The 15,103-nt window shown below is 74.4% G+C and carries 13 protein-coding genes; 1 reads left to right on the top strand and 12 read right to left on the bottom strand.

Features of this window, described 5'->3' with window-relative positions; all coding sequences use genetic code 11:
- Positions 1-68: 68 nt before the first annotated feature.
- From CLV56_RS13840 to CLV56_RS13800, 9 genes are all read right to left on the bottom strand, one after another.
- Positions 69-854, bottom strand: coding sequence for a ComF family protein (locus CLV56_RS13840; RefSeq protein ID WP_039347024.1), 786 nt, complete (start codon positions 852-854; stop codon positions 69-71).
- 109 nt (positions 855-963) lie between these two features.
- Positions 964-2,715, bottom strand: coding sequence for an LpqB family beta-propeller domain-containing protein (locus CLV56_RS13835; RefSeq protein ID WP_039347023.1), 1,752 nt, complete (start codon positions 2,713-2,715; stop codon positions 964-966).
- Positions 2,712-4,355 (bottom strand): MtrAB system histidine kinase MtrB, encoded by a 1,644-nt coding sequence (mtrB, locus tag CLV56_RS13830; RefSeq protein WP_100414975.1) that lies wholly within the window; start codon positions 4,353-4,355, stop codon positions 2,712-2,714. Before mtrB ends, CLV56_RS13835 begins: the two co-directional genes overlap by 4 nt.
- Positions 4,356-4,359: 4 nt before the next feature.
- The gene (gene mtrA, locus CLV56_RS13825) at positions 4,360-5,088 is read right to left on the bottom strand and encodes an MtrAB system response regulator MtrA (protein WP_100414974.1); all 729 of its coding nucleotides are present in this window, start codon (positions 5,086-5,088) and stop codon (positions 4,360-4,362) included.
- A 14-nt stretch (positions 5,089-5,102) separates the two neighbouring features.
- A complete protein-coding gene (gene ahcY / locus CLV56_RS13820; protein ID WP_039347021.1) occupies positions 5,103-6,533 on the bottom strand; it encodes an adenosylhomocysteinase in 1,431 nt (476 codons plus the stop codon).
- Positions 6,534-6,611: 78 nt separating this feature from the next.
- A complete protein-coding gene (locus CLV56_RS13815; RefSeq protein WP_039347019.1) occupies positions 6,612-7,610 on the bottom strand; it encodes an SIS domain-containing protein in 999 nt (332 codons plus the stop codon).
- 15 nt (positions 7,611-7,625) lie between these two features.
- Positions 7,626-7,799, bottom strand: a complete 174-nt coding sequence (locus CLV56_RS13810) for a Trm112 family protein (protein ID WP_245857831.1) — start codon at positions 7,797-7,799, stop codon at positions 7,626-7,628.
- Complete coding sequence (locus CLV56_RS13805) at positions 7,796-9,175, bottom strand: phosphomannomutase/phosphoglucomutase (protein ID WP_245857829.1); 1,380 nt, start codon at positions 9,173-9,175, stop codon at positions 7,796-7,798. The genes CLV56_RS13810 and CLV56_RS13805 overlap by 4 nt, the downstream gene beginning before the upstream one ends.
- Positions 9,176-9,177: 2 nt before the next feature.
- The gene (locus CLV56_RS13800) at positions 9,178-9,525 is read right to left on the bottom strand and encodes a DUF3499 domain-containing protein (protein ID WP_039347017.1); all 348 of its coding nucleotides are present in this window, start codon (positions 9,523-9,525) and stop codon (positions 9,178-9,180) included.
- Between the two features lie 94 nt (positions 9,526-9,619).
- Here CLV56_RS13800 and CLV56_RS13795 point away from each other — a divergent pair, with 94 nt between their 5' ends.
- Positions 9,620-10,075 carry a metallopeptidase family protein gene (locus CLV56_RS13795; RefSeq protein WP_211288069.1) on the top strand — a complete coding sequence of 152 codons (456 nt, stop codon included), beginning with the start codon at positions 9,620-9,622 and terminating at the stop codon, positions 10,073-10,075.
- A gap of 86 nt (positions 10,076-10,161) precedes the next feature.
- Here CLV56_RS13795 and CLV56_RS13790 read toward each other — a convergent pair whose 3' ends face one another.
- The 3 genes from CLV56_RS13790 to CLV56_RS13780 form a co-directional block, all read right to left on the bottom strand.
- Positions 10,162-11,685 (bottom strand): DUF5719 family protein, encoded by a 1,524-nt coding sequence (locus CLV56_RS13790; RefSeq protein ID WP_100414973.1) that lies wholly within the window; start codon positions 11,683-11,685, stop codon positions 10,162-10,164.
- Positions 11,682-14,522, bottom strand: a complete 2,841-nt coding sequence (locus tag CLV56_RS13785; RefSeq protein ID WP_100414972.1) for a glycosyltransferase — start codon at positions 14,520-14,522, stop codon at positions 11,682-11,684. Before CLV56_RS13785 ends, CLV56_RS13790 begins: the two co-directional genes overlap by 4 nt.
- An 88-nt stretch (positions 14,523-14,610) precedes the next feature.
- Entirely contained in the window at positions 14,611-14,862 is a 252-nt protein-coding gene (locus tag CLV56_RS13780) for a WhiB family transcriptional regulator (protein WP_170224796.1), read from the bottom strand.
- Positions 14,863-15,103 lie beyond the last annotated feature (241 nt).

Genomic DNA, 15,103 nt, shown 5'->3' with positions numbered 1-15,103 from the left:
CGGGTCGCGGTGGATGCGGTTCACATGCTCCGACCGTAGTCGGGTCCGCGGCTTTCCACCAGAGATGGTCACGGGTCGCCGGCCGCCGACGCGCGCCGTCGCCGCGCAGCCGCCACCGACGCGACAGCGACCGGCGTCGCCCCCATGCCGCCGAGCGCCCGGACCGCCTCGGCCACCGTCGCGCCGGTGGTGACGACGTCGTCGACCACGACGAGCGTCGCCCGAGGAGCAGCGGTCCGGAACCGATGCGTACCCCTCGGCCCGAAGACGCCCGCGACGTTCTCGGCGCGGGCACGGGCGTCCAGCCCCGCCTGGTCCGCGACCGGCCGCACCACCCGCAGCAGAGTGCCGACGCGGACGTCCAGACCCACCGAGCCCAGCCGTCTCGCCGCCTGCCGCGCAAGATCCCCGACCGCGTCCCGACCGCGCCGGCGCACCGCGGCCCGCCGCGACGGCACCGGCACCAGCACGACGCGGCTCCACAGGTCCCCGCTCGGAGGCGGACCGGCCGACCCGTCCGGACCCGGCACGACTGCCCCCGCGAGTGCCGTCAGCACGGCCACGGCCAGCAGGTCCCCGAGCATCGGCCCCAGGTCGGCACGGCCCTGCTCCTTGTAGGCCGCGAGCACCGTCGGCACGAGGCCGGTGTAGTCGAGGGCCGCGGCCGGCGGTGCCGCCAGGGTCGCGCGGAGCAGAGCCGGAGGTGGGTCCGGCCATCGGGCGACGGGTCGCGCCCGCAGGCGCGCCCGGCACTGCCCGCACAGCCGGGTGCCCGGGCTGGAGCAGCCGCCGCACCTCACGCCGAGGACCAGATCCGCCAGCGCCTCCCGGTGCCGGTCCCAGGTCGCACGCACGACTCACCATCCTGCCGGGGTGCACGGCCCCGGGACCCGATCCGTCGGTGCTCTGCGGACCACCGCTCCCTGAGGACGAGATCCGGACGCGGCCGCGTCCCCGGCCGGCTCAGCCGGCGAAGCTCGGCACGCGCACCGGCTCCTCGGCGACCGGCTCCCAGCGTCCGTCGGTGTCCTGGGTCCTCAGCAGCCCGTCCGTCCCGTGCACGTAGAGCGGGTCGGTGAGCTGGCCCGGACAGAGAACCTGCACGGCGTTGCCCTGCGAGAGCAGCCCCAGGCGCACGGCGCCGGTCAGGCTGCTGGAGCCGTCCACCGAGATCACCGAGACCTGCGGCGCACGGTCCTGCGCCCGCGCGAGCACCGCGATCGACGTCGGCGACCGCCAGGCGGCCGACATCGGGCTCCCGGTGCCCGCCGGCAACGGAAGCTCGCGGACGTCGGACAACCCCAGCACCGCGCCGGTCTCCGGGTCGTAGCGGACCGCAGCCACGAGCACGATCCGGCGCCCCCCGTCGGCCGTGGCGGTCGCCAGCACCCGCGCGCCGTCCCCGGTCAGCTCGAATCCGGTGACGCGCGCCTCCGCGAGCAGGCCCGTGGCCACGGACCGGGTCCGCTCACCGGGGACACCCACCGTGATCGTCGTCTGCCCGCGGCTGCGGTCGACCACCCACAGCCGCCCGGCCGCGTCCCAGGACGGGCGGAGCAGATCCGTACCGGTCGTGACCGTCGTCAGCTCCGGCTCGTCGCTGAGCGGCGAGACCTGGACCAGGGTGCGGGTGCGGGAGACGACGGCGATCGACGACGCGTCCGCCGACACCCGGAAGTCGTCCACGGGGTGGGGCTCCGAGCCCCACGGCCCCGCGAACGGGCTGACCGTCGCCCGGTCCACGACGACCAGCCGACCCTCGCGCATCGCGAACAGCTGCGCCGGCAGCTGCGCGGCCGGGTCGAACTGGTTCCACGAGTCGACCCGCTGGACGTCCGGCATGTCGGGGAGGGCGATCGGCTGGTCACCGACCAGGATCTCGACGCCGGTCACCCCGGGAACCTGTCGGAGCGTCCAGACGATCTGCGCGGACATGCGCTCGGCCGCCTCGGTCCCGATCCCCGAGTCCGCCCCGCTGAGCTGGACGTGCGCAGTCCCCTGGCCGTCGATCTCGACCGGCCGGGCGAGGGTGTAGGTGTCGGGGATGAACGTGCGCGCCTGTCCCCCGACCAGGCCGGCCGGTCCGGCCAGCAGCGACTCCATCAGGTACGTGGCGCGGTTCTCGTCGTCGGGGAGGTGGACCGGCTCCGCGACGAGCTGCTGCCCGGTCGGGTTGAAGAAGTACGCGCTCACGAGGTCGTAGTAGCTCTCGAAGAACGACGAGGTCACGAAGATCCCCGACGGCGGGTTGGCGATCCTCCACTGGTCGTCCTCCGAGACCAGCCTGAGCTCCAGGTGCTGGTCGCGCTGCCCCGGCACCGCGTACCGGCCCTGGGACGTCAGCACCGCCTCGCGCACCAGGTCGAGCGCGACGTCCTGCTCGGGACCCGACACCTCCGGCTCGGAGACCGAGGACTGCGAGTAGACGGTGACGGAGGCCCGGGGATTCCAGTCGGCTCCGGCATCGGCGGTCAGGAAGCGGCGCGCGATGTCGTAGCGGACGGGCGAGGCCATCATCGCCTGGAGGTAGCCGTTGACGATGTCGCGCGGGCTCGCTCCGTCGGCCGGACCCGCCGGTCGGATCCGCGCCGGCGCCGGCTGCTGGGGCCGGCCGGCCTCGTCGGTCCGGACCGGGCCGCTGTCGGGGATCGACACGCAGCCGCACAGCACGGACCCGAGCAGCACCAGCAGGACCACCCAGCGTCGCGCGATCACGGCGCCCCCCTCCTCTCCAGCGCGCCGCCCTCCACGTCGGGGACGAGAGGCAGCGGCGAGCGCTGCGGGTCGTCACCTGCGCGGCGCGGCAGCGTGAGTCGGAACTGCGCACCCTGGCCCGGCTCGCCCCACGCCTGGAGCCAGCCGTTGTGCAGGACGGCGTCCTCGAGCGCGATCGCCAGCCCCAGCCCGGTCCCGCCGCGGCTGCGCTCGCGCGAGGGGTCCGCGCGCCAGAAGCGGTTGAAGACCATCTGCGACTGCCCCGGCTCCAGACCGGCGCCGTAGTCGCGCACCGCGACCGCCGCGCTCGTGGTGCCCTGCGCGACCAGGACGTCGACACGCTCGGACCCGGAGTAGTGGATCGCGTTCGCGACGAGGTTGCGGACGATCCGCTCGATCCGGCGGACGTCCGCCTCGACCGGCACCGGCCCGTCGGCGACGACGCGCAGGCTGACGCCGTGGCGGGCGGCGAGCGCCTCGTACTGGGTGCACACCCGCTCGGCCAGGTCGACCAGGTCGATCGGCTCGACCTCGAGACGGGCCGCGCCGGCGTCGAACCGGCTGATCTCCAGCAGGTCGGCCAGCAGCGACTCGAACCGCGCGAGCTCGGTCTGCAGCAGCTCGGTCGACCGGGCCAGCGACGGATCGAGCTCGCCGCGGGCGTCGTGCAGGATGTCGGCTGCCATCCGCACAGTCGTGAGCGGCGTCCGGAGCTCGTGGGACACGTCGGAGACGAACCGGTGCTGGAGCCTGGACAGCTCCTCCAGCTGACGGATCTGACGCTGGAGGCTCTCCGCCATCTTGTTGAACGACACGCTCAGCCGAGCGATGTCGTCCTCGCCGCGGACGACCATCCGCTCCTCCAGCCGGCCGTCGGCCAGGCGCTCCGCGATCCGGCGCGCGAGCCGCACCGGCGTGACGACCTGCCGCGTCACCAGCCAGGCGACACCGGAGGAGAGCACCGCGAGGGCGATCCCGCCGTAGACGAGCGCGTTGCGCACCAGCGCGAGCGTGTCCTCCTGGTCGGCCATCGAGAACGTGTAGTACAGCGCGTACGTCTGCTGCCCGTCCGGCATCGTCAGCAGGTCGCCGACGACGATCGCCGACGACTCCGGCTCCCCGGTCTCGGTGGACAGCCGCGTGAACGTGTACGCGGGCCCGTCACCGGCGGCGACGCTCGCGGCGAGGTCGTCCGGGATCGACTCGGCGACCAGGCCCGACGACGACACCACCGTCGGCTCCAGCCCGCGGTCCGTGCCGCCGGTGATCGGCCCCTCGAGCAGCACGAGGTACGACGGCGGCGAGCCGGAGCGCTCGGCGAGGTCGTTGACCAGCGTGCGCAGGACGTCCGGGCCGGATGCGGCCTCGGAGACCGCACGGACGTCGAGCGACTGCTGCGCCGCGCTGAAGCCCGACCGGGACTCCGAGAGCGCGACGGAGAGCCGCGCGTTCGTGAGACCGTCGGCGACGCCTTGGAGGAGCAGCCACCCGACGACGCCGATCACGACGATCGAGGTCGCCATCGTGGTGATCACGACCCGCGCCTGCACCGAGCGACGCCACAGCGACACCGCGGGCAGGACGAGCCGCCGGGCGCGCAGCAACCCCCGGCGCAGCCACGTCGGGGGGCGCGCCCTCATCGGATCAGGCGCCGCCGGCCTTGTAGCCCACGCCGCGGACGGTGACGATCACCGTCGGGTTGTCCGGGTCGGGCTCGACCTTGGAGCGCAGTCGCTGGACGTGGACGTTGACCAGCCGCGTGTCGGCGGCGTGGCGGTAGCCCCACACCCGCTCGAGCAGCACCTCGCGGGTGAAGACCTGGCGCGGACTGCGAGCCAGGCACACGAGCAGGTCGAACTCGAGCGGGGTCAGCGACAGCGGAGCGCCGTCGCGCGTGACCTCGTGCCCGGGCACGTCGATCGTCAGGTCGCCGATCGCCAGGGTCTCCGGATCGGCCTGCTGGTACGCACGGGTGCGGGCACGGATCCGCGCGATCAGCTCCTTCGGCTTGAACGGCTTGACGACGTAGTCGTCGGCCCCGGACTCGAGCCCGTGCACCACGTCGGTCGTGTCGCCCTTCGCGGTCAGCATGACGATCGGGACCCCGGACTCGGCCCTCAGGAGCCGGGCGACCTCGATCCCGTCGATCCCGGGCAGCATCACGTCGAGCAGGACGACGTCGGGCTCGAAGGCGTGGAACGCGTCCATCGCCTCCGTGCCCGTCATCACGACGTGCGGCTCGAAGCCCTCCGCGCGCAGCACGATCGTGAGCATCTCCGCGAGCGCCTCGTCGTCGTCGACGACGAGGACCTTGCCCCCGCCGGGACCGGCCGCACCCGCCGGGTCGACAGCGCCGGCGCTGTCCTCGTTCATCGTCGCGCCACCGCTCAGTACCGGTAGTGGTCCGACTTGTACGGGCCCTCGACCGCGACGCCGAGGTAGTCGGCCTGCGCGGCGGTCAGCTCGGTCAGCTCGACACCGAGGGCGTCGAGGTGCAGCCGCGCGACCTCCTCGTCGAGGTGCTTCGGCAGGGTGTAGACGCCGACCGGGTAGTCCGCCGTCCGGGTGAACAGCTCGATCTGCGCCAGCACCTGGTTGGTGAACGAGTTCGACATCACGAAGGACGGGTGGCCGGTCGCGTTGCCGAGGTTCAGGAGACGTCCCTCGCTGAGCACGATCACGTCGTGGCCGTTCGGCAGCGTCCAGCGGTCCACCTGCGGCTTCACGTTCGTGCGGGTGACGCCCGGGGTCGCGGCCAGCCCGGCCATGTCGATCTCGTTGTCGAAGTGACCGATGTTGCCGAGGATCGCCTGGTGCTTCATCCGACCGATCTGCTCGGCGGTGATCACGTCCTTGTTGCCGGTGGCGGTGACGATGATGTCGGCCGACTCGATCACCGAGTCCAGCCGGGCCACCTGGTAGCCGTCCATCGCGGCCTGGAGCGCGCAGATCGGGTCGATCTCGGTGACGATCACCCGAGCTCCCTGGCCGCGCAGCGAGTCCGCGCAGCCCTTGCCCACGTCGCCGTACCCGCAGATCACCGCGACCTTGCCGCCGATCAGCACGTCGGTCGCGCGGTTGATGCCGTCGATCAGGGAGTGGCGGCAGCCGTACTTGTTGTCGAACTTCGACTTCGTGACCGCGTCGTTGACGTTGATCGCGGGGAACTGCAGCGACCCCTCGCGGAACCGCTCGTAGAGCCGGAGCACACCGGTGGTGGTCTCCTCCGTCACGCCCTTGATCGCGCCGGCGATCCGGGTCCAGCGCTGCTGGTCGGCTTCGAACGACCGGCCCAGGACGCGCAGCAGCTCCTTGAGCTCGGCGTTGTCGGTCGAGTCGGGCGACGGCACCGCGCCGGCCTTCTCGTACTCGACGCCCAGGTGGAGGAGCAGGGTGGCGTCGCCGCCGTCGTCGAGGATCATGTTCGGGTCCTCGCCACCCGGCCAGACCAGGATCTGCTCCGCGCAGTCCCAGTACTCGGCGAGGGTCTCGCCCTTCCACGCGAACACCGGGACGCCGGCAGGCGCGTCGACGGTGCCGCCGCGACCGACGACCACCGCGGCGGCGGCCTCGTCCTGGGTGGAGAAGATGTTGCAGCTCGCCCAGCGCACGTCGGCGCCCAGATCGACCAGCGTCTCGATCAGGACCGCGGTCTGAACGGTCATGTGCAGCGATCCGGCGATCCGTGCGCCGGCGAGCGGCTTGGTGGCGCCGTAGCGCTCACGCATCGCCATCAGGCCCGGCATCTCGTGCTCGGCGAGGGAGATCTGCTCCCGGCCCGCTCCGGCCAGGCTGAGGTCGGCTACCGAAAAGTCCATGCGCACATGGTAGCCAGCCGGGCACGCGACGGAGTGCGCGCACGCACATCCGGAGGCCGGCAGCGGCTCCTCCCGGGCTCAGAGCCCGAGGCCGACCGCGACGTACGCCGCGACGAAGCCACCGGTCGCGACCAGCGCCGCGTACCGCCCGAGCGCGTCGCCGTCGTGGGCGGCCACGGTGTCCACCCCGACGTCGTGCCGCTCGGCGGCGCCGGCCAGACCGCCGCGCTCGGCGCGGACGCGCGGGTCGTCGCTGCCGTCGTCGAGCACCACCAGCCGGGGTCGGGCCGAGGCCTCGCCGTCGACCGGATCGGCGAAGACGTCGCGCGGACCTGCGGACTCCAGCAGCGGGACGAGGTCGGTCGCCGGGCCTGCGAACGTGGGCAGCCCCGCCACCCTGCGCAGACCTTCGGCCCATCTGCGCGCGGCGCGGGCCGCCAGCACGGAGCCGCCCCACAGCAACGGCTGCGCGTCGCCGACGGCGTCGGCGACCTGCTTCGCCCGGTTGCTCCCGAGATCGCGGAACGGCGAGCACGCGATCGCCACGGCGTCGAGGCACCCGGCGACGCCCTCGGCGTCGGTGCTCGGAGCGAGCCCGGCCGCGTGCAGGGCCTGCAGCACCGCCACGCACGCGGCCAACGGGTCGGCGGTGACGACCGGGAGCAAGGTCGTCCAGCGCCCGGCCGCGTCCTCGGCCAGCGCCGAGTGCGGAGCCGCCGCGACCAGCAGCATGCAGCCACGGCGCTGCGCCTCGGCGACCGCCGCGCGCGAGGCCGCGTCGCCCGAGGACGTCACGACCACCAGGTCCAGGCTGCTCGCCCAGGCCGGCAGGGACGGGCGGTCCCACGCGACGAACGGGACCGGGCTCACGGGCTCCAGCACCGCCCGCAGCAACCGTGCCTCGGCGCCGACCGCGACCACCGCCCGCGGGGACAGGTCCTGCGGCGCCGCCCCCTGGTGCTCGGTCGCGCTGCGAGCGTCGACGCGGACGCGGGCGCCGGCCTCCGCGAGCTCACGGAGCGTCGCGTCGGCGCGTGCGAGCGCCGCCTCCTCGTCGAGCAGCGCGTCGTCGAACACGTCGGCTCCGGACTCTCAGTCGCCGATCGGCCGGGCCTCGTCGACGAGCATCACCGGGATGTCGTCACGGACCGGGTACGCGAGCCGGCACAGGTGGCACACCAGCTCCTCACGGTCGACGTCCACGGCGGGCGTCGCACGGCACTGCGGGCAGACCAGGATCTCGAGCAGCGTCGGATCGATCTTCACGCGTTCTCCTTGTCCTCGATGAGCGCGAGCACGTCGTCGCGCACCTGCCGCATCCGCTCGGCGTCGACGGCCTCGACGTTGAGCCGCAGCAGCGGCTCGGTCTGCGAGCTGCGCAGGTTGAACCACCAGTCGTCGGCGTTCACCGTCAGCCCGTCGAGCCGGTCGGTGTCGTGCTCAGCGTAGGCCGCGGCCACCCGGGCGGTCACCTCCGCGGCATCGGCGACGGAGCGGTTGATCTCCCCCGAGGCGTGGTACCGGTCGAACTGCGCCGCCAGGTCGGAGAGGGTCCCGCCGGAGCCGGACAGCGCCGCCAGCACGTGCAGCGCGGCGAGCATGCCGGAGTCGGCGAGGTAGAAGTCGCGGAAGTAGTAGTGGCCGGAGTGCTCGCCCCCGAACACGGCGCCGGTGCGGGCCATCTCCGCCTTGATCAGCGAGTGGCCCACGGGGGTCCGTACCGGGGTCCCGCCCTGCTCGAGGATCACCTCGCGGACCGTCCGGGACGTGATCACGTTGTGCAGGATCGTGGCCCCCGGCGTCCCGACCAGGGCGCGGCTCGCGATCAGCGCGGTGATCGCCGAGGGCGAGACCGGCTCGCCGCGCTCGTCGATCACGAAGCAGCGGTCGGCGTCACCGTCGAACGCGAGGCCGAGGTCCGCCCCCTGCTCGACGACGGCCCGCCGGAGGTCGACGAGGTTCGCTTCGTCGAGCGGGTTCGCGGGGTGGTTGGGGAAGGTGCCGTCGAGGTCCAGGTAGAGGCCGACCATGTCGACGTCGAGCCGCGACAGCACCGGCGGGACGACCAGCCCGCCCATCCCGTTCGCGGTGTCGACGACGACCTTGAGCCGGCGAGCCCCCTGCGGCATCGGCACGAGCTCGAGCAGCCGCGCGACGTACGGTGCGAGCGCGTCCCGCTCGGCCAGGTGGCCGGGCTCGGGGGCCGGCTCGAGGTCGCCGGAGGCGAGGCGGGCGACCGCGGCGAGGCCCGTGTCGCGCCCGACCGGTCGTGCACCGGCGCGGCACAGCTTCAGGCCGTTGTCCCCGGGCGGGTTGTGGCTCGCGGTCACCATGACGCCCGGCAGGTCCCACAGCCCGGAGGCGAGGTAGAGCATGTCGGTGGAGGCCAGGCCGATGTCGACGACGTCGGCCCCGGTGCTCCGGATGCCGTCGGAGATCGACCCGGCCAGAGCGGGCGACGAGACACGCATGTCCCGCCCGACCACGACACCGCCGCCGGGCGTGGAGGCAGCACCGCTCTCGACGGCGAACGCGGCGCCCAGGGCGTAGGCGACCTCGCCGGAGAGCACCTCGGGTGCGGCTCCGCGGACGTCGTACGCCTTGACCAGGACGGCCAGCCGGTCGCCGATCGAGTCGCTCACGTTCACTCCTGGGGGTCGAGGATCCGCAGGTGCCCGCGGCGAGGACCGTCCGCACCCGAGATCGTTGGGGGTGCGGTGCGCGCGGCCTCGCGAACCACGTCGGCCAGCGCCTCGAGGTCGTCGTGGGACGGCGTCGACGCGGCGACGGGGTCGAGTGCGAGGCGCAGCACCTCCCAGCCGCGCGGCGCGGACAGGCGCTCGCTGTGGTGCTCGCACAGGTCGTAGCTGTGCGGCTCGGCGTGGACGGCGAGCGGACCCAGCACCGCGGTGCGGTCGGCGTAGACGTACGTCAGGGTCGCGACGGCCGGACGCAGGCAGGCCGGCCGGGTGCAACGACGCTGGGGGCTCACACCCGCGAGACTAGCGTGCGCACGCCCGCTGCGGCGCGGCGGCGCACCGCTCCCGACGCTTGCGCGGCACGGGCCGATCGCGTAGGACGAGGGGGTGTCGAACCGACGTCGCACGACGACCGACCCGCTGGACGAGCCGCGGCGAGGGCCGCGACGCGACCGGCGCGGCCGCGGGTTCCGCGGGCCCGTCGCGCTGCCCGGCCCGCTGAGCCCCGACGGCGTCCCCGGAGCCTGGGACCGGCGGGCCCGGTTCGACACCGCCGTGATCGGGGCCGTCGCCCGGCTACGGCCCCGCTACGCCGACGCACTGGACGCACTCGACGTCGCCGTCGAGGACGTCCCCGTGCTGCCCCGACGCTGGCCGGACGAGGTCCCCCTCGGCATCGTCGATCCGCACCCGCGACGACCCCGGGTCGTGCTGTTCCGCTGGCCGCTCCAGCACCGGGCACCCGACCGTGCCGAGCTCGACGAGCTTGTCCTGACGGTGCTGGTCGACCAGCTCGCGACCCTGTGGCAGACCGACGCGGACGAGATCGACCCGCGTTCCTGACGCGCGCGTGCGCGACTCGGCCGATCCGGCCACGAACGTCACGGCCCGTTCCTCCCCGAACCGACCCCGTCGCGGTCGGGAGGGGGTCAGGGGGCGGGTCGGACCGCCGGTGCCGGCTCGGCGACCGGGGCCGCGACCATCGGGTACGACGCCAGCCCGCCGTCGGTGAAGGCGACGGTGCCGCGGACGGGGTCCTTCGCGGTGAGGGTGAGGTAGGACGCGTCGGACGGGTCGGTCCCGAGGGTCTTCTCGTTCAGGGCGACATCGCCGGTGCGACCCGGCTGCAGCTCGACCTGGGTGCTCCCGACCTGCTCGCCCGTGTCGTCGTAGGCCTCGAGCCGCACGGTCGTCGGATCCTCGGCGTCGGTCCCGAGCAGCAGCCGCGTCGGCGCCGGCGCGTCACCGAGGTCCATCGGCACGATCGCCTGCCCCTTCCACGGCTCCCCCGCCGCCGTGTAGGTCGCGTCGTCGTCGACGACGGTCCGCAGCGCAGCGGTGACGGCGACGTCGGAGGACAGCCGCAGGGTGAAGGCGTCCTCGCCCACGTCGCCCGGAAGCTTCACGGTGGCGATGGACTCCGGCCCGACCTCGATCGACTCCAGACCGGTCGGGGTGAAGGTCGCGTCGGCGGTCTGCACGCTCGGCTCGACGACCGCTCGCCGGTCGGTCGGGTTCGCGATCACCAGCGTCCGCTCGCCGTCGGCCTTCACCGCGCCGGTCAGCACCTGGTCGCGCGCCGGCGCCGCGGCCTCGGGGAGCCACTCGCTCCCGGCGGGCAGCAGGCCGTCGGCCCGCACGTCCGCCGCGGCCACGGAGACCGCTCCGCGCCGTACGTCGACGCGCACGGCGAGCTCGTCCACGCCGGCTGCGAGGCGGTCGAGACGCACCGTGCGCGGTGCGTCCGGCTCGACCACGATCCCCGCGCCGCCCGGGGCCTCGATCGGGCCCGAGGGGCCGTAGACCGTGACGTCCACGACCGCCTGCTGCGCGGTGGTGGTCGTCAGCTGCAGCGCGGTGCGGTGCTCGGCGGTGGTCCCCGCGGCAGCGAACCAGTGCTCGGTCCCGGCCCGACCGCAGCCGGTCACGGCCAGGCCGCCTCCGAGGTCGTCCGAGGCCTCGACGGCAGCGTACGCCGCCGTGCCCGGCGCCACGGCACCGTCGGCGACGATCCGCACGGCCTCGGTGTCCGCCTTCGGAGCGGCGATCGACCAGCCACCTGCGACGGCCCCGGTCAGGGCCGGCGCCCGCCCGTCGCCGGGCAGCCGCACGGCGCTGCGCTCGCCGTCGGCCCCGGAACCGGGGAGACGGCCCACCATCACGGCCGACGGGTCGGCGCCACCGCGCTCGGCGAAGGCCGGGCAGGCGTACGCGAGGCGGGTCACGGTCTGGGGGGTCGGCGCCTCGACGTCGTCCGGCTGCGCCGGGTCGTGCAGTGCGGCCACCCCCACGAGCCCGACGGCCACCGCGATCGCGGCGATCGCGAGCCGACCCGAGCGGGCGGCGAGCGCCGAGGCGGCCGAGGTGGTGGCCACGACCTGCTCCTTGATCCGGCGACCACCGCCACGGCTGGAGCGCGAGGGGCGTGGCGCGTCCGGTCCGGTCCTGCTCATCGCGGCCCTCCTCTCGTGCGGTTGCGGCCCGGTGCGGCGACGACGAGCGCGATGAGCAGGATCGCGACCTGCACCGACGCCACCCAGCCTCGGCGCTGCGAGGTCGGGGGGTCGTACGGGTCGTCGGGCTCGGCGTCGAACACCCACACGCGAGCCCCCTCCGGCCCGCCGGACGCCTCGAGGCCCGGCGCGGCGTCGAGGGTGTCGACCAGCGTGTCGTCGGCGGGGGACGGCAGGTACACCGCACCGATGCCGTAGTCGGCGAGTCCGCTCAGCACCCGCGTCGTCGGGGTGGACAGGAGAGCCCGGACGTCGTCGTCGAGCGGGGCGTACGCCTCGGGGCCGGCGAGCACCGCTTCGTCACCGAGGCGCATGCCGTCGCCGCTGACGACCTGCGCGGAGACACCGCCCTCGGCGGTGCCCTCGATCACGAGCGTCGACGAGCCCTGCTCCGCGCGGGCTGCGAGGTAGGCCGGGACCTGCTCGGCCGAGCCGCGGTCGAGCGGGTCGTCGGAGCCGCGCACGACCCACCAGCCGAGGGCGACGACCGGGGTGGCGACCGCCAGCGCGACCAGCAGCGCGACCACGGGGCGAAGGGCGACGGCGAGGTCGCCGCCGGCCCGCATCCGCTCGGCGAGCCCGTCGGCCGCCAGGCCTGCGGCGGCAGCGAGTGCCGCGAGCCACAGGGTCGCCGGCACCCCGACCCACACCGGGCCGGTCGAGATGCCGTCGGTGAAGGTCGTGCCGGCGGCGACGACGGCCCACGCCAGCGCCCACAGCCCCACGGCCCAGGCGACCAGCACGCGCGGTCGCGTCGCCGGACGCATCAGGGCGGCGGTGCCGGCCAGCGCGACGCCGATCCCGAGCAGAGCGGGCGCCGTGCCCGGGCCTGCGGCGTGCCCCAGGCCGAGCTGCCATGCGGCCACGTCGAGGCTGCCGACGCCGGCGTCGGCCCTCCCGGCCTCCCACCACCAGGCGCCGGGGTCGACGGCGCGCGACCACATCCAGGAGCCGAGCACGAGCCAGGGCAGGACCAGCGCCGTGAGCACGCTCGGCCAGCCCTGCCGGCGGAGCCGGACGGCCGCTGCGACCAGCAGCGGGATGCCCGCCAGGAGGTAGGTGACCGGTGCGAAGGCGGTCGCCAGCGTGAGCCACAGGCCGAGCCTGACCCCGTCGGCGACGCGTGGACGGGTCATCAGCGCGGCCGCGGAGTTCACCATCGCCGGCGCGGCCGCGAGGGCGACCACGGTGCCGATGCGGCCCTGCGCCAGGGCTCCGGAGGCGGCGACCAGCAGGCCGTACGTCGCACCCCACCAGAGCTGGACCCACGGCGAGGCGAACAGGCGGCGCGACAGCCGGTGGGCGGTGAGTGCGGCGATCAGCACGCCCGCGAGCAGCACGAGCGAGACCGCGAGGTCGGCGTTGCCGCCGAGCACCGTGCCCACGGCGGCGAGCGGCACGACGTAGCCGGGCGCGGCGACGTCGCTGCCGATGGAGACGTCGTGGGAGGAGGCGAAGAAGAAGGTCCACCACGCGCTCGCCGTGTCCGGCGCGGGCAGCAGGGCGCCGCCGGACAGGAAGCCGGACCCGATCAGGGACCGCGCCGAGACCAGGGCGGCCAGAGCCAGGACGACGGTCGCGCCGAGCCACGGGTGGCGCGACAGCAGGGAGCCGCTGACCGGCAGCTCGTCGTCGACCTCGCCGATCGGGCGGGCCTCGACCGCCGCCCTCCGCCCGGTGGACTCCGGCGTGGGCCCGACGAGGGTCGAGACCAGGTCGCCCACCGTGTCCAGGCCGTGCCGGTACGGAAGCAGGGGCGAGGGAAGGAGCCGCGCCCGGACGTCGCTCTGGTCGACCCGGGACGCCGCCGCGCGGCGACGACGCGCGGCGATCATCGCGAAGGGTCTGCGGTAGACCCCCAGCACGCCGAGCATCTCGTCGGCGGCCTCGCGCGGCGCCTTGGCGACCAGGAGTGCGAGCGAGCGGAGCACCGTCCCCAGCAGCAGCCGGACCGACTGCCAGGCGAAGCCGGCGCGGCCGGCGTTCGCGAGCAGGGTGTACGTCGCCGCGCGACGCTGCTCGCGGCGCGGCCGCGGCGCGCGGCTGCCGGGCCGCAGCCCCGTGCTCGCGGCCTCGACGTGGAAGAACACCGACGCCGGGACGGCGCGGACGCGGTACCCCCGGCGTGCCGCCCGCCAGCCGAAGTCGACGTCGTCGAAGAACAGCGGGAGGTTCGGGTCGAACCCGTCGAGGTCGTCGAGCACCCGTCGGCGGACGAGCATCCCGGCGGTGTTGACGGCGAGCACGTCGTGGGGGCGGTCGTGCTGACCCTGGTCGGGCTCGCCGCGCTCCAGCCCGGTCTCCCGCGACCCGGTGCCGGTGATCGTGACGCCGACCTCGAGGAGGCGCTTCAGCGACGGCCACTCACGCAGCTTCGGTCCCGCGGCGCCGATGTCGTCGGACTGGGTGACCTGGTCGAGGAGGTGCGCGAGCGCGTCCTCCCCGGGCGCGGCGTCGTCGTGGAGCAGCCAGACCCACTCGCTCGCCGGGGCGCCGTCGAGCGCGATCCGGACGGCGTCGCCGAAGCCCACATCGGCCGGGGCGGTCCGGATCGAGGCGGGGTGGAGGTAGCGCGCGAGGATCTCGCGGGTGTTGTCGGTCGACGCGACATCGACGGCGACCACCGCGCTGGGCAGATGGCTCAGCCGTGCGAGCGAGTCGAGCACGGTCGGCAGCCAGCGCGAACCGTTGCGGCAGACGATCACCGCGGTCACGGTCGGCGGGTCGGCGATCCAGCTCCGGGAGGGCACCAGCCCCTCGTCGACGCCTTCGATCATAGGAGTCGGAGTCTAGCCAGCCGCACCCCAGCGACCGACCGTCGGGACCTCGCGGCCCGGTCGGGCTCGGCCTCGCGGGCCGTCGGAGCTACACGGCGCGCTTCTTGACCTTGCGCCTCTCACGCTCGGACAGGCCGCCCCAGATCCCGAACCGCTCGTCGTGCGCGAGCGCGTACTCCAGGCACTCGTCGCGCACCTCGCAGGTCAGGCAGACCCGCTTCGCCTCGCGTGTGGAGCCGCCCTTCTCCGGGAAGAACGCCTCCGGATCGGTCTGCGCGCACAGGGCGCGATCCTGCCAACCCATCTCCTCGGCGTCTGCATGGAACATCTCCGTGTCCATCAGTCTCGCCTCCTCGACCCCTCGTGAATCCCCGTGTGGTGCGCCGTCCGCTGACGCCGGCACCCGACCCACACCCCTCGTGGGCCTCGATCCGGGTCTGGCGACGTCGGATCGAGAGTGCCGGGCCGCCCGAAAGGACGACACGTATGAAATTACAAGCCTGTCAATACCCGCTCGTCAAGTCGAAAGGTGTTAGAAGGCGGTCCGCACCTCCTGTGGTGCGGACCGCCTCGCGGGTGCG

Source organism: Mumia flava, assembly GCF_002797495.1.
GTDB lineage: Bacteria > Actinomycetota > Actinomycetes > Propionibacteriales > Nocardioidaceae > Mumia > Mumia flava.
This window is presented reverse-complemented; position numbering and strand designations above follow the sequence as displayed.

Excerpts from the sequence above, each read along its gene's own strand:
- mtrB (WP_100414975.1), bottom strand. The coding sequence starts at position 4,355 with ATGAGGGCGCGCCCCCCGACGTGGCTGCGCCGGGGGTTGCTGCGCGCC.
- mtrA (WP_100414974.1), bottom strand. The coding sequence starts at position 5,088 with ATGAACGAGGACAGCGCCGGCGCTGTCGACCCGGCGGGTGCGGCCGGT.
- ahcY (WP_039347021.1), bottom strand. The coding sequence starts at position 6,533 with ATGGACTTTTCGGTAGCCGACCTCAGCCTGGCCGGAGCGGGCCGGGAG.
- CLV56_RS13790 (WP_100414973.1), bottom strand. The coding sequence starts at position 11,685 with ATGAGCAGGACCGGACCGGACGCGCCACGCCCCTCGCGCTCCAGCCGT.
- CLV56_RS13785 (WP_100414972.1), bottom strand. The coding sequence starts at position 14,522 with ATGATCGAAGGCGTCGACGAGGGGCTGGTGCCCTCCCGGAGCTGGATC.
- CLV56_RS13780 (WP_170224796.1), bottom strand. The coding sequence starts at position 14,862 with ATGGACACGGAGATGTTCCATGCAGACGCCGAGGAGATGGGTTGGCAG.